Source organism: Metabacillus crassostreae (assembly GCF_016908395.1).
GTDB classification, from domain to species: Bacteria; Bacillota; Bacilli; order Bacillales; family Bacillaceae; genus Metabacillus; species Metabacillus crassostreae.
This window is the reverse complement of sequence record NZ_JAFBDU010000001.1, coordinates 919,109-939,145: the sequence shown is the minus strand read 5'-3', so window position 1 is coordinate 939,145 and position 20,037 is coordinate 919,109. Positions and strand designations below refer to the sequence as shown.

Annotated in this window: 19 protein-coding genes, 1 pseudogene, 2 riboswitches and 1 other annotated feature; of the genes and pseudogenes, 17 read left to right on the top strand and 3 right to left on the bottom strand. The window is 34.3% G+C overall.

Going from position 1 to position 20,037, the window contains the following annotated elements; genetic code table 11:
- The first annotated feature begins 240 nt into the window (after positions 1-240).
- Positions 241-1,668, top strand: coding sequence for an aldehyde dehydrogenase family protein (locus tag JOC75_RS05080; protein WP_204952994.1), 1,428 nt, complete (start codon positions 241-243; stop codon positions 1,666-1,668).
- Between the two features lie 111 nt (positions 1,669-1,779).
- On the opposite strand, the gene JOC75_RS05075 is transcribed toward JOC75_RS05080, so the two are convergent.
- Positions 1,780-1,902 carry a biofilm-forming protein gene (locus JOC75_RS05075; protein ID WP_204953516.1) on the bottom strand — a complete coding sequence of 41 codons (123 nt, stop codon included), beginning with the start codon at positions 1,900-1,902 and terminating at the stop codon, positions 1,780-1,782.
- A 240-nt stretch (positions 1,903-2,142) separates the two neighbouring features.
- Between JOC75_RS05075 and JOC75_RS05070 the strand changes: the two genes are divergently transcribed.
- The 4 genes from JOC75_RS05070 (at position 2,143) to JOC75_RS05055 (ending at position 7,398) form a co-directional block, all read left to right on the top strand.
- Positions 2,143-2,802 (top strand): ABC transporter ATP-binding protein, encoded by a 660-nt coding sequence (locus JOC75_RS05070; protein WP_275580247.1) that lies wholly within the window; start codon positions 2,143-2,145, stop codon positions 2,800-2,802.
- The gene (locus tag JOC75_RS05065) at positions 2,799-3,581 is read left to right on the top strand and encodes an ABC transporter permease (RefSeq protein ID WP_204952992.1); all 783 of its coding nucleotides are present in this window, start codon (positions 2,799-2,801) and stop codon (positions 3,579-3,581) included. Before JOC75_RS05070 ends, JOC75_RS05065 begins: the two co-directional genes overlap by 4 nt.
- 249 nt (positions 3,582-3,830) lie before the next feature.
- Positions 3,831-5,123: a SpoIID/LytB domain-containing protein gene (locus tag JOC75_RS05060; protein ID WP_204952991.1), complete on the top strand. Its 1,293-nt coding sequence runs from the start codon at positions 3,831-3,833 to the stop codon at positions 5,121-5,123.
- A 127-nt stretch (positions 5,124-5,250) separates the two neighbouring features.
- Positions 5,251-5,497, top strand: a binding site (T-box leader).
- Positions 5,498-5,733: 236 nt separating this feature from the next.
- Positions 5,734-7,398 carry a 2-isopropylmalate synthase gene (locus JOC75_RS05055; RefSeq protein ID WP_204952990.1) on the top strand — a complete coding sequence of 555 codons (1,665 nt, stop codon included), beginning with the start codon at positions 5,734-5,736 and terminating at the stop codon, positions 7,396-7,398.
- 101 nt (positions 7,399-7,499) lie between these two features.
- A riboswitch (cyclic di-AMP (ydaO/yuaA leader) is annotated at positions 7,500-7,631 on the bottom strand.
- A gap of 42 nt (positions 7,632-7,673) precedes the next feature.
- On the opposite strand, the gene JOC75_RS05050 is transcribed toward JOC75_RS05055, so the two are convergent.
- A complete protein-coding gene (locus JOC75_RS05050; RefSeq protein WP_204952989.1) occupies positions 7,674-8,048 on the bottom strand; it encodes a Na-translocating system protein MpsC family protein in 375 nt (124 codons plus the stop codon).
- Positions 8,049-8,392: 344 nt separating this feature from the next.
- Positions 8,393-8,533: riboswitch (cyclic di-AMP (ydaO/yuaA leader) on the top strand.
- Between the two features lie 449 nt (positions 8,534-8,982).
- Here JOC75_RS05050 and JOC75_RS05045 point away from each other — a divergent pair.
- The 10 genes from JOC75_RS05045 to JOC75_RS05000 all read left to right on the top strand — a co-directional run bounded on the left by JOC75_RS05045 (position 8,983) and on the right by JOC75_RS05000 (position 17,493).
- Positions 8,983-9,384 (top strand): hypothetical protein, encoded by a 402-nt coding sequence (locus JOC75_RS05045; RefSeq protein ID WP_204953556.1) that lies wholly within the window; start codon positions 8,983-8,985, stop codon positions 9,382-9,384.
- A gap of 131 nt (positions 9,385-9,515) precedes the next feature.
- The gene (locus tag JOC75_RS24465) at positions 9,516-9,593 is read left to right on the top strand and encodes a potassium-transporting ATPase subunit F (RefSeq protein ID WP_204953515.1); all 78 of its coding nucleotides are present in this window, start codon (positions 9,516-9,518) and stop codon (positions 9,591-9,593) included.
- Positions 9,594-9,624: 31 nt separating this feature from the next.
- Complete coding sequence (gene kdpA, locus JOC75_RS05035) at positions 9,625-11,289, top strand: potassium-transporting ATPase subunit KdpA (RefSeq protein ID WP_420828013.1); 1,665 nt, start codon at positions 9,625-9,627, stop codon at positions 11,287-11,289.
- 51 nt (positions 11,290-11,340) lie between these two features.
- Complete coding sequence (kdpB, locus tag JOC75_RS05030) at positions 11,341-13,443, top strand: potassium-transporting ATPase subunit KdpB (protein ID WP_420828012.1); 2,103 nt, start codon at positions 11,341-11,343, stop codon at positions 13,441-13,443.
- A gap of 36 nt (positions 13,444-13,479) precedes the next feature.
- The gene (kdpC, locus tag JOC75_RS05025) at positions 13,480-14,061 is read left to right on the top strand and encodes a potassium-transporting ATPase subunit KdpC (RefSeq protein WP_204952986.1); all 582 of its coding nucleotides are present in this window, start codon (positions 13,480-13,482) and stop codon (positions 14,059-14,061) included.
- 279 nt (positions 14,062-14,340) lie between these two features.
- The gene (locus tag JOC75_RS05020; RefSeq protein ID WP_204952985.1) at positions 14,341-14,730 is read left to right on the top strand and encodes a sporulation protein; all 390 of its coding nucleotides are present in this window, start codon (positions 14,341-14,343) and stop codon (positions 14,728-14,730) included.
- A gap of 7 nt (positions 14,731-14,737) precedes the next feature.
- Complete coding sequence (gene kdpDN / locus JOC75_RS05015) at positions 14,738-15,886, top strand: KdpD-like non-kinase potassium sensor (protein WP_338036549.1); 1,149 nt, start codon at positions 14,738-14,740, stop codon at positions 15,884-15,886.
- A gap of 15 nt (positions 15,887-15,901) precedes the next feature.
- Positions 15,902-16,309, top strand: a complete 408-nt coding sequence (locus JOC75_RS05010; protein ID WP_204952984.1) for a CBS domain-containing protein — start codon at positions 15,902-15,904, stop codon at positions 16,307-16,309.
- Between the two features lie 571 nt (positions 16,310-16,880).
- A complete protein-coding gene (locus tag JOC75_RS05005; RefSeq protein WP_204952983.1) occupies positions 16,881-17,174 on the top strand; it encodes a 3-isopropylmalate dehydrogenase in 294 nt (97 codons plus the stop codon).
- 112 nt (positions 17,175-17,286) lie between these two features.
- Positions 17,287-17,493, top strand: a complete 207-nt coding sequence (locus JOC75_RS05000) for a hypothetical protein (protein ID WP_204952982.1) — start codon at positions 17,287-17,289, stop codon at positions 17,491-17,493.
- A 495-nt stretch (positions 17,494-17,988) separates the two neighbouring features.
- Here the strand turns inward: JOC75_RS05000 and JOC75_RS04995 are convergent.
- Positions 17,989-18,757 (bottom strand): annotated as a pseudogene (locus JOC75_RS04995) (tyrosine-type recombinase/integrase).
- Between the two features lie 165 nt (positions 18,758-18,922).
- Between JOC75_RS04995 and JOC75_RS04990 the strand changes: the two are divergent.
- On the top strand, positions 18,923-19,438 hold the full coding sequence (locus JOC75_RS04990) for a hypothetical protein (RefSeq protein ID WP_204952981.1): 516 nt from the start codon (positions 18,923-18,925) through the stop codon (positions 19,436-19,438).
- Between the two features lie 40 nt (positions 19,439-19,478).
- Positions 19,479-19,664, top strand: a complete 186-nt coding sequence (locus JOC75_RS04985) for a DUF4926 domain-containing protein (protein WP_204952980.1) — start codon at positions 19,479-19,481, stop codon at positions 19,662-19,664.
- Positions 19,665-20,037 lie beyond the last annotated feature (373 nt).

Genomic DNA, 20,037 nt, shown 5'->3' with positions numbered 1-20,037 from the left:
TCACCCCTTTGCCATATAATAGACATATCATATTCTTTTTTAAGCTATTTGAAAAGTGTTTTTTTGTCGCAACAAATTATTTTTTAATAATATTGTATACGTAAGTGTTTTCATTTCTATTATTTCGGGAAGTTAATAGTTATTGATGAAATTGATAAATTTATATTGTTAGTGATAAACTCAAAATGAACCGAATAGAAAATTTAAACAGTAAGTTTTTTATTTGAGAGGAGATCATAAATGAATATTCAAGGATTAATGATAAATGGAAAATATGTTATGAAAGAAAGAACTTATCCTTTGTATGCTCCTTACGACGGTAGGTTGCTAGCTAAGATCAGCATGGCTGATGAAGAAGATGTAAAAGAAGCGATCAGTGGAGCACATGAAGCATTTAAATCAATGAAGGACATGCCTGCATATAAGCGAGCTGAAATATTGTTTAACGTTTCTAAAATTATTCGTGAACGAAGTGATCAGTTGGCTACAGTAATAGCAAATGAGGCCGGTAAACCAATTAAAGCAGCTAGAGCTGAAATAAGTCGTACAATCGTTACGTATGAATTTGCAGCAGAGGAAGCAAAACGGATTTATGGAGAAACCATTCCTATGGATGCTGCACCTGGTGGAGAGAATCGTATTGGGATGACATGGAGAGAGCCACTGGGTGTTGTCACAGCGATAAGTCCTTTTAATTTCCCTTTTAATCTTGTTGCACATAAGTTAGGTCCTGCGTTTGCAGCTGGAAATACAGTTGTGTTAAAGCCTGCTGAAAAAACACCATTAAGTGCGTTTTTAATTGCTGAGATATTTCAACAAGCAGGTCTTCCTGAGGGTGCTCTACAGGTGATAACTGGTAGCGGAAAAGAACTTAGCGATGCGTTAATCACAGATAAGAGAGTCAAAAAAGTAACATTTACAGGCAGTGCTGCTGTTGGAAAGATCATTAAGCAAAAAGCTGGTTTACGGAAAGTAACATTAGAACTTGGTTCGAACTCAGGCTTAATCGTAGAACCAGATATTCCTATGGACAAAATTATCCCAAGATGTGTTGAGGGTGCATTTGCCTTTGCAGGACAAGTTTGTATTTCTCTTCAACGGATTTATGTTCATGAGTCAATTTATCAAACATTCACCGAAAAATTTATTGAACAAACAAAAAAATTGAAAATCGGAGATCCATTAGATGACAAAACAGATATTAGTGCGATGATCGATGAAGATGAGGCGAAGCGGATTGACTCATGGGTAAAAGCTGCAGTAGATCAAGGTGCTAAAATTGGTTTAGGTGGTAAAAGAGATGGATCTATCTTTACACCAACTGTTTTATTAGATGTGAAACAAGATATGGCTGTTTCTTGTGAAGAAACGTTTGCACCAGTTGTTTCGATTGTTCCATATCAACATTTAGACGAGGCGATTGAAATGGTCAATGATTCCGTATATGGATTAAACGTTGCTCTATATACTCAAAATATTAATAATGCTCTAAATGCTTCTAGAAAACTGGAGTCAGGCGGAGTTATTATTAATGATATACCTACTTTTAGACTGGATCATATGCCGTATGGTGGAGTAAAAGAAAGTGGTTATGGACGTGAAGGAATCAAATATGCTGTAGAAGAAATGACGGAATTAAAGTTTGTTACCATCAAAACAGAATTTTAGTCTATCTCATTGTTAAAAGGGAGTTAATACAAGAACTCCCTTTTAGCTGAGTTTTTAATGATTTTTTTCTTTTCTTTAACTAGATATTATTGTATTTTTTATTAATTTCTACTACTTATTGTTATCCTTACCTTTGTTTTTTTTATTCGGATTGTCTACTTGGAAAGCTGTTTCAGTTTCATGATCATTTTTGATTTGTTCAATGCTTGAATTTTGAATATCTTTTTTCATAATTTACACCACCTTTCATTAAACGTCATTATGTAGGATTTGTAATACTTTTAGTTTTTATAATTAGTCATTTGCTTTATTTTGATAAAAAGGGTTATTTCTTTGATCTTAGTGGTTTTATATATGATATTGGAGTATAGGGGCTAATGATTATCCACTTATTTGAGGTTTAAACCTTTAGAAAGTGGTTATTTTATTTTGAAAAATAATTTAGATTTACAATGGAGGGTTCATAGAGGATGATTGTCTTTAGAAAATATAGGGAGATTTATAATGTTTACTATTAAAAATTTGCAATTTAAAGATATTTTGGACATTGAAACTATGGATATTCCTGAAAATAGAATTACTTGTATCGTTGGTGAAAGTGGGGCAGGAAAGTCCACTTTATTGAAAATGTTAAATATTATGCTTTCTCCAGATCAAGGGGAGATTTATTATAAAGGAAAAAACCTACTTAAAGAAGATCCAATTAAGCATAGAAGATTAGTTGTGATGTTACCACAGCAGCCAACGATTTTTGATGGAACAATTCGTGAAAACATAAATATTGGCTTGAAATTTGCAGGAAATGATGTACAAGATGATTCTAAGCTTCTGAATGCATTGAAACTTGTTCATTTAGCTAAAAGTCTAGATGAGGATGCTGAAACACTTTCTGGTGGAGAAAAGCAACGACTTGCACTTGCGAGGGCCTATATAATGAATCCGGAAGTCTTTTTACTTGATGAGCCTACAGCTGCACTTGATGATGATACCGAGGATAAGGTAATGGAAAGCTTTATTAATAAAATAAAAGAAAACAATCAAACTGCTGTTCTTATTACTCATTCCCAAAAGCTTGCAGCAAAATACGGAGAAAATAAGATTACTCTATATAAAAAGGGAGGGGGAAGTAAGTGACAAATATCGTAAGAGATATCGAATTTTGGAGACTTTGTGCGGGTTACGTTTTTATTTTACTATTAATTGCTTTTGTAAAATGGAGAGGGCTAAAGAGAGAGAATCGGATCATCATATCCACCGCTCGAATGACGATTCAATTAGTGTTAGTTGGTTATATACTTACCTATATCTTTGAGGAACCAAATCCATATCTTATAAGCTTAATTGTATTATTTATGCTAACCTTTGCTATTTTCAATACATTCAAACAGGTTGCAAAGCCTTTAACGAAAAAACTTAAAAAAATTATTGCTTTATCAATGGTAGCAGGATCACTTATTACGTTAGTTTATTTCAACATTGTCGTCATCCATTTTCAGCCTTGGTATGAACCACAATATTTAATTCCAATTGCAGGTATGATTATTGGAAATTCTATGACTGGAATTACACTTGGTGTAAAGAATTTACTTGACGGTATTCATAGAGAAAGACATTTAATAGAAGGAGCGCTAATGCTAGGAGCTACACCAGAGGTTGCGACAAAATCTGTTGTGAATTCAGCATTTGATTCAGCCATTTTACCTACTATTAATAATATGGTTGGGATGGGGATCGTGTTTTTACCAGGTATGATGACAGGTCAAATTCTTGCCGGAATAAGTCCACTAATTGCAATAGAATACCAAATTGCCATTTTATTAGGGATAACTGGCAGTGTAGCACTGACAATTATGATTTTTACTCATTATGGGTATAAAACATTTTTCAATGAAAGGAATCAGTTTGAGATATAATGCTTAAAAACAGTAAATAACGGAGAAAACTATTTTAAAAAGTTACAAAATTACATAACAAAAGATTCGTTAAAAGTAAAAAGTCATGATCACCATTGAGGTCATGACTTTTTAACGTTAGTGAGATCTCTAATCTCTAGTCGATAAAACCAGAGAGGAAATTCATTTAAAATCATTAATATATACTTTTATTGGTAATGAAAATGGAGAAAAGAATACGATTAAGTAAATTTAAGAATACTAATACCTATGAAACGTCTAATTTTATTTTTACTATTTGTATCTATATTTACTAGTCAAGAAACTGTATATGCTAATGACATATTAAAGGTCAAGTTAAAAAATTACATAGGAGATACAGAAGAGCTCACTTTAGAGGTCAAAGGTAGATATACAACTTTGAATGGAATTGAGGAAATAAGAGAAGGAGTTCAATACATTTTATCCGTTAAAAAAGGATCTATGTTATTAACTAATCAAGATGACAAAATGGTACTAAGTGAATCGTTAATCTTAATACCTGATCATTATAATAAAGAGCATGTTATCACAATTAATGATAAAAAATACCTTGGTGCAATGGAATTTATCATAGAAGACGATAAATACATTAGGCCCTTTAATCATATTTTTTTGGAAGATTATTTAAAAGGTGTTGTTCCTTTTGAGGTATTTCCATCATGGAAGATAGAAACGTTAAAGGCGCAGTCGCTTGCTGCTAGGACCTACACCGTGACTCATATGGATAAAGAAATGGATGACACTATCCAATTTCAAGTTTATGGGGGATATGAATGGTTCGAACAAGCTTCTAGAGCAGTTGACGAAACAAAAGGTGAAATTATTACATTTGAAAATAAGCCAATTAATGCTTATTATTCGGCAAGTAACGGTGGAGTGACTGAAAACAACGAAAATGTATGGAATGAAAAAGCAAAATCTTATTTTCCAATTAAGATTGATCCTTTCGATCCCATTCAACCATGGACACTACTTTTACATAAAGAGCAGCTATTATTAGCAAGGATAGATGCTACTAGAATGAACTGGTGGAATAAGTTGGAAGAAAAAGAACAGTCTATAATAGAACCCATGAAAAAAAGGCTAAACAAACAAGGATTTGAAGGGGATATAAAAATCTTATCGATTTCGAATCTAGATATATCACCAGATCTTCTTGAATCAAATCGTTCAAAAAAAGGTTCAATTAAAATAGAATTTTTAAGATGTTTGATAGAAGGTACAATTTTATATGAAGTATTTGAGCTCAACGGGGTTGAAATTGATCAAATAAGACCTTTAATAGGTGGATCAACCTTTAGAAGCTACTTTATTGATACATTCGAGGAACACGATCGTTATTATGTTATAAGAGGTAGAGGGTTTGGTCACGGTGTAGGGATGAGTCAATGGGGTGCAAGTATAATGGGCGATAGAGGTTACAATTATAAAGAAATCATTGAACATTATTATCCAGGGACAACAATTAAAAAAATATCAATTATAAACAAACAGGTGCAGAATGATGAAAGTGAAGAATAATATTGAATTGACAAATAAACAGGAATTAAAAAGGTATATAAATTCATAATAAGCTTTATTTTTAGAATATTCAGTATTGACAACTAGGGTTTATCGATATATCATTCTATTTAATTAAATAAATAATTTATAAGCAAAGATTGGAACTAGTAAAAGGATTTATAAACTTGTCAGAGAGCCGATGGATGGTGAGAATCGGTAGTTATAGCCTTTGAACTCATCCAAGAGCTACTTCCTGAACACAATCAGTAGGGAATGTCGGTGATCTTCCGTTATGAAGATAGGTGGTGTTGGCCACTGAAAATGAGTGGGTTAATGTTATTTTAATTAATCAATTAGAGTGGTACCGCGAGATATAAAGTCTCGTCTCTATTTTTTATAGAGATGAGGCTTTTTTTATTTTTTTAATAAGGCTCTTTTCTGAACGATTGTTGCTATGTAATAAAATTTGGAATATAAACAGTGTTTTTTTACTATAAGGGTACCATTTTATGAAGAAGAGATGTCACTAGACTTAATAAAGTGCTGATTGCTTTAGGTATTTAAAAGCAACAAAGTTTGAGAAAACAGCCTTAAATAACAAATTATAAATGAATAGGTGGGAGACAGAATGAAAAATATCGATAAATATTCTAGGGGTTACTTTATGCCTCCAATGCAAAGCTTGAAATGGACAGAGAAGGAATATATTAAAGAAGCTCCTACATGGTGTAGTGTCGATCTTCGAGACGGAAATCAGGCTTTGGTCGTCCCGATGAGTTTAGAGGAAAAACTAGAATACTTTCAGTTGCTATTACGTGTAGGGTTCAAGGAGATCGAAGTTGGATTTCCAGCTGCTTCGGAAACTGAATTTGCTTTTTTACGTACTTTGATTGAAGAAAACTTAATTCCGGAAGACGTGACAATTCAAGTTTTAACACAATCAAGAGAACATATTATAAAAAAGACATTTGAAGCATTACAAGGTGTGAATAAAGCAGTTGTTCACTTGTATAATTCCACATCTGTAGCACAACGTGAGCAAGTATTTAGAAAATCTAAAGAGGAAATTATTGATATTGCTGTTAATGGAGCAAAACTGCTTAAGACATATGCTGCTAAAACAAAAGGGAATTTTCAATTTCAGTATTCTCCAGAAAGCTTCACTGGTACAGAAGTTGAGTTTGGACTTGTAATTTGCAACAAGGTTCTTGATATTTGGCATCCCACAGCAGACAATAAGGTGATTATCAACCTACCAGCAACTGTATCAATGTCAATGCCTCACGTTTACGCAAGTCAAATTGAATATATGAGTGACAATCTGAGCTATCGAGACCATGTAATCGTATCACTTCATCCACACAATGACAGAGGAACTGGCGTAGCAGATGCCGAGCTAGGAATGCTTGCCGGAGCGCAAAGAGTTGAAGGGACTTTGTTTGGAAATGGAGAAAGAACAGGGAACGTCGATATCGTAACACTAGCACTAAATATGTTTTCACATGGGGTAGATCCTAAGCTGAATTTAGACAATATCCCCACTATTATTTCTAAATATGAGAAATTAACAAGAATGAAGGTTCACGAAAGACATCCATATGGCGGTGAACTTGTCTTTACAGCATTTTCAGGTTCACATCAAGATGCAATTGCTAAAGGAATGAAATGGCGCGAGGAAGAAGAACGTGAGCAATGGACTGTACCTTATTTATTAATTGATCCGATGGATATTGGACGAGAATATGAAGGAGATATTATCCGAATTAACAGTCAATCAGGTAAGGGAGGAATTGGTTATATCCTTCAGCAAGCGTATGGAATTGATCTACCTGTTGAAATGCGTGAGAGCTTTGGATATAGTGTGAAAAATGTTTCAGATCATGAACACAAGGAACTTATGCCAAGTGAAATTCATGACATTTTCATCAACAACTATGTGAATATAAATACCCCTATCGAATTGATAAATTACAAATATACTAAAAATGATGATTATGAAACAATTATATCAATCAGGATGAATAATGAAGATCATGAATTTACTGGTGTGGGAAATGGTAGACTTGATGCGATTAGTAACGCTCTTCAAACTCAATTAGATATCACCTATACAGATTTGGTCTACAAACAGCATGCTTTAGAAGTAGGTTCAAGATCAAACGCTGTTTCTTATGTAGGAATTACTGCACGTCATGGTACTATTTATTGGGGATGTGGTATTGACACTGATATTATGAACTCATCAGTAAAAGCTCTTTTTAGTGCAGTTAACAATTTGGTTTCTAGTAAATAATTTCCTTTTGTAGTAAAAAGATTAAAATATCTTCAGGAAAATGACTATCAAATTATCTTTTCATTTGATAGTCATTTTTTTGCTTTTCCTTATAGCAAGACCACTCTCTTTGTCAACGCTTACGAGGTTAGCTGCCGGATTCGGGAGGAAAGAGTCTCCCTACCATTACTGTATTCACCCCAAGAATGTTCAAAAATGGTTCCCCCGTTCTACAGATTCAGCGGATTAGTGTTATGGTTTACTTGATATTATTTGGGAGTAAACAAATGAAAATTCTAGGCTGAATGATCTAAGCATTTCTCTAAGTTCTTATCCACGATAAATACTTCAATTCTTTCGCCAACTTTTGTGCTGATATCACTATGGCTTGAAAGTACTTTAAAGCTAGTATGTTTTTCGACAATTTCTTCGAAGTCTTTACTGTACATTTCACGTAAAACTTGTCTCATTTGTTTGACAACTTTGCGACCATCTTCGTGTCCTACTAAATGCTTCTCTTCAACTGTTAAGACACCTTTAAAGCGAGCAATAACCATATCTTCTACAATATATGTTTTCGTTTCTTGAGGACCTCTTCCAATTAATTCACGTTGAAGCTTAATAAATGCTTCACTTAATTCTGCCTCTAATCTCCTTTTTGGAGAACCCATGGCATTTCCTCCCATAATCGATTTATAATATCAAAAACTATCTTAATAACAAACTAGATTTATTGTCAATGATTTTTTTTGTGATGGAAAATTGAGTTATCTATAAGAAATAAAGACTTTCTAATGAATTAATTTTTCAAAAGACAAGTGATCAAGGCGACAATGTTTTATAATAAAAATTCCAATTAGTATTTTAAGTATTTAAGAGTATAAGTTAGAAATTGGGAGGAAATGACTAAATGTGATGGAAAAATGATTGAAAATAACAGTATTCTAAAGAAAATAACCATTTACAATATTTAATAACCGGAGTATGATAATCTCGTAAACAGAAAGCAACAACTTAAATAGATCGGCCTAGTCTCAGAAATGAGAGCGGAGGAACCAATTTTTTTGGGGTTAATTCTATGTGTATAGAAGGGATGAGATATACTCTTTCGCCATCCTACCCGTCAGCTAACTTCGTCGGCTAAAGCGGAGGAGGTCATAAGACCGCCTTGAATCAGGGGGCTTTTTTTGTTGTGAAAAACAGTAAAAATAGTAATCTGGCAGATAAGTAGGTCTTTTTAATATGCCTATTTTAAAAAAGAATACATGGAAGACAGAATGCGTAGAGAGCTAAGAGCTAGCTAGGCATTAAGTAGACCAATGTGTACTTTTTTTCCAAGATATGAAACAAGCAAATCATGAGGAACAATTTACTCAAACTAGAGTTGATTGTTGTCCATGTGCTTGACGTTCATTTGGGGAAAGAGTAAACATTGGTCTATTTTTTTTCGCTTAGATATCTTCTTCTAAATGGGGGAAGCTACATAATCGAAATAAGAACGGAACTCTTTCGGAATGTATGAAAGTATGCCAAACCTCTATTACAGCTGAGATTATTTTAGGTATTGTTGTTTAACTAAAAAAAGGAGTCAAGGAGGCTTACATGGTGTTTAATGGTCAGATGGAAAAGGAGTCAGTATTGGTATGTGTGCCTGATCAAAATATGTTACTAGGGCTTGAAGGATACTTAAATCCAACACATTCCATTGTTGTAACACCCAATACACAGGTTGCAGATTTGCTAAAGAATCAAGGATTTAAGAACATTTTTTCATTTTCTAGCAATGACACTTACATCCCTTTACCTGCCCAATTTGAGAAAGTTGTTTTAATTGAAAGTAAACATATTGCCGACACCTTTGACAGTTTAATGGTGCTAAGAAATAGTACGATTGCACCAATAATAGTTGTAACAGCAACTCATGCATATCCAATGAGACTATACTACTCAATGGGTGCGAAGCTCGTCATCTATTCGAGAAGTAAAAACATTTCAAATTTCATTTAATGAAATTTTTAGGAGGTTACTAGAATGCTAGATATCATCATGGTCGCACTTTTTATTGTATTGCCAATCTTAATGGTCGGATTAACGAATTGGTCCCAAAGAGTTGTAGAGCAAGGAAGTGAGAAAAAGTAATGATTGCATTATTTGGAGTTGTGGTGATTGTAACAGGGTACTTATTTTATGTTTTATTAAATCCAGAAAAATTTTAACTACTTGGAGGTAAATTCGGTGATAACGACAATTCTATCCATCATCATTACGCTAATAGCGGTTGTTTTACTAGCTAAGCCTTTTGGAATCTATTTGGCAAAGGCTTTTGACTATAACCAAACAGGTGTAGATAAACTATTCAACCCATTGGAAAGGGTGTTATTTAAGATAGGTGATATTCAAAAGGTTCATCAAACATGGAAGCAATACGCTTTATCTCTTGTGTTAGCAAATGCTTTTATGATTGTTCTTGTATATTTCGTTTTTCGAATGCAAGGATTTCTTCCATTAAACCCTAGTGGAAATCCGAGTATGGATCCGACATTAGCGTTTAATACAGCGATTAGCTTTATGACAAATACAAATCTTCAGCATTATAGTGGGGAATCAGGTTTATCTTATTTAGGACAAATGATAGGAATTCTCTTTATGATGTTTGCAGCACCAGGTACTGCCTTAGCAGTTGCAATTGCATTTGTTAGAGGATTAAGTGGGAGAGAGATTGGAAATTTCTTTGTTGATTTAATTAGAGCGATCACACGTGTACTCCTGCCAATCGCCTTTATAACAGGACTTATCTTTGTTGCTTTAGGTGTTCCTCAAACGTTAGAACCCACAGTAACGGCTAATACAATTGAAGGAACAACACAGGAAATTGCTCGTGGTCCTGTTGGAGCTTTTCTATCTATAAAAGAACTAGGTAATAACGGTGGTGGATTTTTTGGAGTGAACTCTGCCCATCCATTTGAGAATCCAAATGCAATAAGTAACTTTATGCAAATTTTGTTGATGATGTTACTTCCAACAGCTCTTCCATTTACGTATGGAAAAATGGTCGGGAATTTGAAGCAAGGTCGAGTTCTATTTGTATCGATGTTAATGATCTTTATGATATTTTTATCAACAGCATTTATTTCAGAATTTCAAGGTAATCCAAAGCTAAACGAACTAGGCATTCAGCATGACCAAGGAAGTATGGAAGGAAAAGAAGTTCGATTTGGAACAAGTCAGTCGATTTTTTATGCTATTGTCACAACTGCGTCTGAGACAGGTGCTGTTAATACGATGCATGATACGTTAACACCAATTAGTGGAATGCTGACCTTATCGAATATGTTACTTAATACTGTATTTGGTGGAGTAGGGGCAGGTTTTATCAACGTCATGATGTACGCCATGATTGCTGTTTTCCTTTCAGGATTAATGGTAGGTCGAACTCCAGAGTTTTTAGGAAAGAAAATAGAAGGAAGAGAAATGAAATTAATTGCGATTACGATGTTAATGCATCCGTTATTAATCTTAGGAGCTTCAGCGATTGCTTTATTCTCTCCACTTGGTGTAGCAGGCATTTCAAATAGTGGTTTCCATGGAATTTCTCAGGTTGTATATGAGTACACATCATCTGCTGCAAACAATGGTTCAGGGTTTGAAGGACTTGGTGATGCCACACCATTCTGGAATATCTCAACAGGAATTGTCATGTACATCGGTCGATTCTTTGGACTAATTACGATGTTAGCTGTCGCTGGATCACTTGCGAGTAAGAAAATAGTTCCTGAAACGGTTGGAACATTCCGTACAGATTCATCTCTATTTGGTGTCATTCTTGTTGGTACGATATTCATCGTTGGGGCATTAACATTCTTCCCGACATTAGTACTGGGTCCTGTTGCAGAATATTTAACATTAAGATAGGAGGAAGTAGACATGGGAAATCAAGCAGTTAAAGAAAATCATCATGTGACAATACTTCCTGAAGTAGAACAGGAAGCCATTTCACAACAAAGCAATAACAACTATCAATCAAATAATAATAAGGACGGAAACAAAAAAATGATGGATAAAGCAATGATCGCACAAGCATTGAAGGAATCTTTTACAAAGCTAGATCCAAGAAAAATGGTAAAAAACCCAATTATGTTTGTAGTAGAAATTGGATTTTTTATCACACTTTTGATGTCACTTGCTCCGAATCTATTTGGAGCAAGTAGTGTAGAGCCATGGTTTAATATAACCGTCACACTTCTCCTTTTGTTTACGGTATTATTTGCTAATTTTGCTGAGGCATTAGCAGAAGGACGTGGGAAAGCTCAAGCTGATTCCTTGAAAAAATCAAAACAAGACATTACGGCAAATCTAGTAAAAAACAATGGGGAAATCGAGAAAGTTACTTCAAGCCAATTGAAAAAAGGAGATATTGTTGTTGTATCTCAAGGTGAAATGATTCCTGGAGATGGTGAGGTTATTTCTGGTATAGCATCAGTTGATGAATCAGCCATTACGGGAGAATCTGCACCTGTTATAAAAGAAGCTGGTGGCGACTTTAACTCTGTAACCGGTGGTACTAGGGTTGTAAGTGATTCAATTAAAGTTAAAATGACAAGTAATCCTGGTGAGTCTTTTCTTGATCGAATGATTTCGTTAGTAGAAGGAGCGAATCGACAAAAAACACCAAATGAGATCGCGCTTAATACAGTTTTAACAAGCTTAACTTTAATCTTTATGATTGTTGTTGTGACTCTACCTTTTTTCACAAACTATTTAAATTTTCAAATTGAAATTCCAGTGTTAATTGCCCTTTTAGTATGTTTGATTCCAACAACAATTGGGGGACTTTTATCTGCAATTGGTATTGCCGGAATGGACCGTGTTACACAATTTAATGTGCTTGCAATGTCTGGTAAAGCAGTAGAAGCAGCTGGAGATATTAATACAATCATTCTTGATAAAACAGGAACAATTACATTCGGAAATCGTATGGCAAGCAATTTCATTCCAGTTGGAGATGCATCATTACAGGATTTATCTTATTGGGTGGGAGTAAGTTCGTTAAAAGATGAAACCCCTGAAGGACGTTCAGTTCTTGAATTATTAAAAAATCGAGGAGTTAATAATGAATATTCTTTAGCAGAAGGAGCACAATTTACCGAATTTAAAGCTGAAACAAGAATGAGTGGAATGGATTTGAAAGATGGACGTCAAATTCGAAAAGGTGCTGTTGATGCGATAAAGGCATGGGTAAAGGCACAAGGAGGAAAAATCCCAACGAATTTAGATGAAGAAGCAAAGGAGATTTCTAGAGAAGGTGGTACACCCCTTGCTGTTGCCGTAGAGGGGCAGATTCTAGGGTTGATCTATTTAAAGGATACAGTTAAACCAGGAATGAAAGAGCGTTTTGATCAGTTACGAAAAATGGGGATTAAAACCGTGATGTGTACCGGGGATAACCCGTTAACTGCTGCAACAATTGCAAAAGAAGCTGGTGTTGATGAATTTATTGCAGAGTGTAAACCTGAAGATAAAATCGAAGTTATCAAGTATGAACAATCACAAGGAAAGCTAGTTGCTATGACAGGTGATGGTACAAATGATGCACCAGCGCTTGCACAAGCAGATGTTGGTCTTGCGATGAACAGTGGTACAACTGCTGCAAAAGAAGCAGCAAACATGGTGGACTTGGATTCAAACCCAACAAAGATTATTGAAGTGGTTTCAATTGGGAAACAACTATTGATGACACGAGGCGCACTAACAACCTTAAGTATTGCAAATGATGTTGCGAAGTACTTTGCGATCATTCCAGCTATGTTTATGTTAGCCATACCTGAGATGGAAGCACTTAATATTATGGGCCTATCAACACCCTTATCAGCAATTTTATCTGCGTTAATTTTTAATGCGGTGATTATTCCATTGCTCATTCCACTTGCGATGAAAGGTGTTGCTTACAAGCCAATGAGCTCAAATTCTTTGCTAAAACGAAATCTAACCATTTATGGCTTAGGCGGAGTGATCGTTCCTTTCATAGGAATTAAGCTGATTGATGTTGCGATTTCACTCTTTATCTAGATGTATATATATAAGTAGAAAGAAGGTATAACCGTGATGAAAACAGAGCAAAAACTAGCAGGAACGATTATTAGAACAAGCTTTTTGATTATGTTATTAGGTGGTTTTATCTACCCATTAGCAGCAACAGGAGTAGCACAGGTAATTATGCCTGAAAAAGCTGATGGAAGTCTTATTTATAATGATAAGGATGAGGTAATCGGTTCAGAGTTAATAGGTCAACAGTTTACGAATCCTGAGTTTTTCCATGGACGTGTTTCAGCCATTGAATTTGATGCTTCTGGTTCAGGTTCTAACAACTATGCATCTTCAAATGAGGATCTTCATGAGCGAACAAAAGAAACACTAGAAGTATGGAAAAGTGCAAACCCTGAAACACCAATTAGTGAAGTTCCAATCGATTTAGTAACAGACTCTGGCTCTGGACTTGACCCGCATATTAGTCCGGAGGGGGCACTTGCACAAGTGAACAGAATCTCTAATACAACAGGAATTGAAAAAGAGGAACTAAAAAAACTTATTGAAAACAATACACAAGGCAAGGAAATGGGCATATTTGGTGAAGCGCGTGTGAATGTATTACAGCTTAATCTAGATTTAAAAAAATTACTATATTAAGAGAATAGAATAGAGGCTGGGACATAACTTTAAATGATTAGCAAAAATTCCGAACAAATATTTAGCATAGCGGAGTAAATTTTAGGAGCGTCGTAACAATATATCGGCATAACATAAATGGTACTTTTCTAGCAGAAAAGATGCCACTAGACTTTAGTGCTGTTTCCATCAAGTATTAAAAAGCAACAAAGTATACGAAAACAGCCCTTGTTAAAATACTTTTTTCCCAGCCTCATCTTTCTTTATTAAACATTACACTCTTAAAAAGGATGAACATTTATGATCAGTGAATATGTTTCAAGAATAAATATTGGCACTCCAAAAGTAAAAATAGTACTGGAGAAAACAACTCTTTTTCAAGGTGAGATGTTAGAAGGAAGCTTTCATATTGTAGGTAGTTTCTTCACCAAAACAAAAGTAAAAAGATATGATATTGAATTGATAGCAAGAGATTTAGATACTGGAAAAGAGCAGATCTATAACGAACGCGTTGTTTATTCTACATTATTTTGTAAACGTAGTGAACAAAGCACAATACCTTTTTGTTTAAAGATACCAAAAGATCTACCTATATACTTACATTATCTTGTAAGAGCTAGGGTAGCTCTTGAAAATGTCGAGAAATTTGAAGAGGAATTTCCGATCACATTAAAATACAATATGAGGTGAAAGTATAGTGGAAAAAGATCACCCATATTTTAAAAGGAAAAAACCAGAGGAGATATTAGAAGAAATTAACCAATCTACCCGCGGGAAACTAAAACTATATATAGGAGCTGCTCCAGGAGTTGGCAAGACCTATAAAATGCTTCAAGATGCTCTTGATTTAAGAAGTGAAGGACATGACGTCGTCATAGGCCTAGTTGAAACACATGGAAGAAAAGAAACGATTGACCAAATAAGAGATCTTGAGCAAATTCCACTGAAAAAACTACTTTATAAAGAAAAAGAGTTTTTCGAGTTGAATGTGGAAGAAATTGTGAGACGAAATCCAGAAGTCGTGATCGTAGATGAACTTGCCCATACCAATATACCAGGATCTTATCATCATAAACGCTATCAAGATGTAGAAGAAATCCTAGAAACTGGAATAAATGTCCTTTCTGCGGTGAATATTCAGCATTTGGAAAGTGTAAATGATATTGTTCAACATATAACAGGAGTAAAGGTTCGTGAAAGAGTTCCTGATCTTTTCGTCCAAAAAGCCAATGAAATACAATTAATCGACATCACCCCTGAAACACTTCGTAAACGATTAACAGATGGGAAGATTTATGCAACAGAAAAAATTGAGCAAAGTCTTTCAAACTTCTTTTCAATAACAAATCTATCATCTTTACGTGAGTTAGCTTTAAGAGAAGTAGCCAATGATGTGGATGAACGTATTGAGCAGAGTCTTGAAACCTTCTCAAATGGCCCAATAGGTGTTCATGAGAAAATTCTTGTTTGCGTACACTATGGACCAACAGCAGAAAAGCTAATTCGAAGAGGTTGGCGTATGGCTCACCGACTAAAAGCTGATTTATATATCTTAAATGTCATCTCTGATAATAGCCCATCAACCGAGCCAGCAAAAGCCCAAAAGATAAAAGAATGGAGTGCCTTAGCTACTCAATTTCATGCAAAGCTGATTTTTGAAGAAAAGGGAAATCGTAAACCCGCGAAGGTTATTATCGATATTGCCAAGCAATATCACGTCACCCAAATTTTACTGGGGCAATCGGCTAGAACAAGGTGGGAAGAAATTAGGAGAGGATCTATTGTGAATATGATTATGAGAGAAACTTCTAATATTGATATTCAAATAGTTGCAGATGGCAGATAGAGTAGGAGGATATCATTGAATATTGCCTTTTTTTTAATCCCAAAGAGAGATGTTGCTTTTGTTAAATACGAATCGACTATGAGACAGGCATTAGAAAAGATGGAGTATCACCGATATTCCTCTGTTCCGTTAATAAATGGTGATGGGCAGTATGTAGGAACATTAACTGAGGGAGATCTTTTATGGAAAATAAAGAACACTCATCATTTAACCTTCGAAAATACGAACAAAGTTTGGATAAAGGACGTACCACTTCATATTCAAAATGACCCTATTCATATAGATGCCGAGATGGAGCACATCATTTCTAAATCAATGGAGCAAAATTTTGTACCCGTAGTAGATGATCAGAATATTTTTATAGGAATTATTAGGAGACGGGAGATAATTGAGTATTGTTCTACAAAGCTACTAACGTTATAGAAGTAAGCTAAGTACTTCATTTAATAGATGTATTGTTTCAGTTCTATAATAATATGGACGTGAAGGAGTTATGTGTTGTATTAAGACACATAACTTTATTTAGTTATATCAAGTAGTCACCACTAAACGAAATTGTGTTTATGAAAATTTTTGTTTAGATGAGGTTAATTATAGTGAGGAGTTGAACTTGTGTTTTATTTCCAAGATAGCTTGAAAACGCTAATGACTAATAGGGATGAGAAATATGTTATTTAACAAAATCTGTATCTTAGTTACTCTAACGATAAGTGTTATTAACACGTCTTGGGGGAGAAACATCAGAATCTATATCTATTTTTCGGCAACAAAATCAGGATTTAGCATAACTAATTTAATGCCTAGTAGACACATACTGTATAGTAGAATTTATAAAATTGTGGAAAAAATAAATAATAATTTAATATTCTCTGATAAGATTATAATTAGAAGATAAGTGATTATGTGAAGCTTTTCACTTAAACTAACGGTGCAGAATAGTTCAACAAGGTGTTTAGTTTGAATGGTAAAATATATTTATAAAAGGGGGAGTAAAATGAGTGATTTTTTCATAATCCTTATTGGCTTTTTTATTGTTGTTGCAAATGTTATTGGATTTATTTCCTACAAGAGAAAGAAAAACCTATACTTTTCGGCTTTTACAATATTATTATCAGCAGTTTTATTTGGGGCAATCGGTGGTGTATTAGCACTTTTGGTTATTCGTGATGCTTTTGCAATATTTTACGGCTTGCAAGTAGGATACTATTTACTAATAAATAGTGTTATTGTTTTTTTAATTTCCATTTTAGCAACTGTAATAAAAAGATATAACAACAGAACAACGTAATTTACGGCTATAATCAACTAACGGGTGCTATTGCTTAAGATAGGCAGTCTTTGTGTTAACGGAGAGGTTTATTGAATTAGGATTTATACATAGAATGTGGAGGTTAATCTAATTGTATCTTCAAGGTATTATTTATATTTTAGCAGGATTAGCCTTTTGGGGATTAGGTTACTCAGAAGTGTTTAGAGGAATATTCAACCATTTTAATATTCCTACAGGAGATTTAGGGGCATCTAAAGTTATGGGGTACGTCTTCATAACATTTGGTTTATTATCGATTTTTGTTCGTGTAATAAAAAATAAAAAATCTTCTGGTTAAATATTTATAGTTAAAGATTGCTTATTGTACGAACGGAGCAGTCTTCTTCAAGAGCATATTTATAGTTATAATTTTAATAAAAAACAAGAAAAGTAGGTATTAAGGTGAATCTCGAAAAGTTTAAAGAGACTATATTCGTAATTGGAACTTATACTTTTTTGCTTCTGTTCTTTTATAGTTTTATTGATACAAGTTTGAATAATGAGAAATTAAATTATTTCAAGCCATATATAGGTGCTATCGGTTTGCTTGTTGTTGTTGGTTATATGGAAAGGTCTTCGACAGTCTTATCAAAGAAAAACTATCTTTGGATTAAGATTTTTTCCATATTCTTTAGTGTGCGATTGCAAGTGTATTTTATATCTAGGTAGAAATATAACGTATGCTTATTGAACTAAAGGGTGCGATTGCTGAATAGCGCAGTCGCTTCTTGTGTTAAAATAAGGCGAGTATTCAAAAGAGCAGCACTTTCCAAGTGCTGCTCTTTTCTTATATTTAAAAGTATTTCCTATATAACTCTTGTCTAAGTCGTCCACTCAGCTGGGCATAGATGCGTGTTGTCTCCGTTTTTTCATGACCGAGTAAACTCTGTATGACATCAATAGGGGCGCCATTATTTAATAAATGAGTGGCGTAACTGTGTCTCAGTTGATGGGGGTGAATGGTCTTATTAATAAATACCTGCACGGCTTGAAATACGTTTGATGATGTATCTCATCTGGGCAATGCTCATTCGGTGAGGGGATCGATCTGTGACAAAAATAGCAGGGTCAGTATCTTTCCGATTGTGGATATACCGTTTTAACCAGATGTCACAACGAATGTTAAAGTAAACCTCGCGTTCCTTATCTCCTTTCCCTCTGACAATGGCAGAACGATTCGACCAGTTAATACAATTCTTATCCAGAGAGACAATTTCACCTATACGGCAACCTTCTGTGAGGAACTTTGGGATTCGTTTCCCGACCTTTGGCTCCTTAATTTTATAGGCTGGATTTGATGGAATATGTCCCTCTTCATGTGACCATCGAAACAAGGATCGCATAAAACGAATACGGTGAGAGAGGCTAGACGGTTTTAAGTGTTCGCTTGATTCGGCTAAATATTCCTTTAGTTGATTAGTAGATAATGACTCGATGGAGACATCGTTAAAATAGCGGATGAGAAGACCTGATTGTAATTTGTATGCTTTTAACGTCTGTGAAAAGAAACCTTCGATTCGTTTATCAGATTCATAGTTTTTGTATGCTTGTGATAAGAGGATGTGATCCCTCCTGTACCAAGTCTTTATACACGAATTATTGACGCTTTTATTCAAAAGGATACAAAATCCCCAAACAAAAAAGGGAATTAATGTTAAAATTATAAAGTGATTGTTCAACTATCGGTGCAGTAGAGTACAAGAAGGTATTTTATGGAGGATAAACGAATGATAATCAAAGCAGAGATAATAACCCAGCCATATTCAGGAGAGTTCAAAGAAAAGATTTATGATATTCCGAATCCATGGACCTCTCAAGATTGGACTTGGATAAAATTCTCAAATAATGATTTAACTGAATGGTGCGGAAATTTTCGAGGCTTTCCACGAGAAGTTGCAGTATCAAAAAAGCATAGCTGTGTTCTTGTCCTTACTTCGGATTATCTGTTTAAACTTGATTGTATCAGTGGAGAATTAACTGGATATGAGTCCCAGCCCCAATATCAAAGTTTAACAGTAAGCCCTTCGGGGGATTTCATAATAGCTGATTATTATGAGATTAAAATTATAAAATCAACTTTAACTGAAAGGAAACATGTGGATAGTCCTATGAAAATGGATATGATTAAGTTTCATAAGTGGTCTAACAATAAACTATCAATTTCCTGTGAAGAGTTTTTGAGCTGGAACCATGTGGAGTTAGAACTTGATGGTAAGACATTTGAAGTAAGTGTTAAAGACTAACATAAATTATTCAAATAACGGATGCTAGAGGAGAATAAAGATGTTTAAAGAACTCGATGTAATTAGAGCTAGAAGAAGGCTATCGCCATTTGTTGAATTTGGAACATTAGGAACAATCGTACTTAAACATAACGAAGACGACTATGAAATTGAATTTGTTGATGAACAAGGACAAACATTAGACTTATTAACGGTTAACAAGAATGATATCGAGTTATTGAGTTAACGGATGCTTTAATTGAATAAGTATTTTCCACAATCGGACCCAAGTGATGTAGATTTAATTTTTCATTTTAACTAATAAACATATTAAATGTTTCTCCAGTTGGATAAAATAATGAACAGTTTTTAAAGGTAGGGAGGAAACTCTCTATTATTCTTAAAGTCTTAACTTCGTGTAAAATATCTATTAACATAACTAAATTTGAGTAGTTAAAACGTCTTAATTCCAAGATAGTATTGGAGTTGAGACGTTTTTTTATTAGATCAGGAACTAAAAGATAAGTGCTATTAACACATCTTGGGGATAAAACCTAATCTAAACATATCTCTTTCTTCAGCAAAGACCTAGATAGGGGAGTAACGCATAGTTTCGTAGT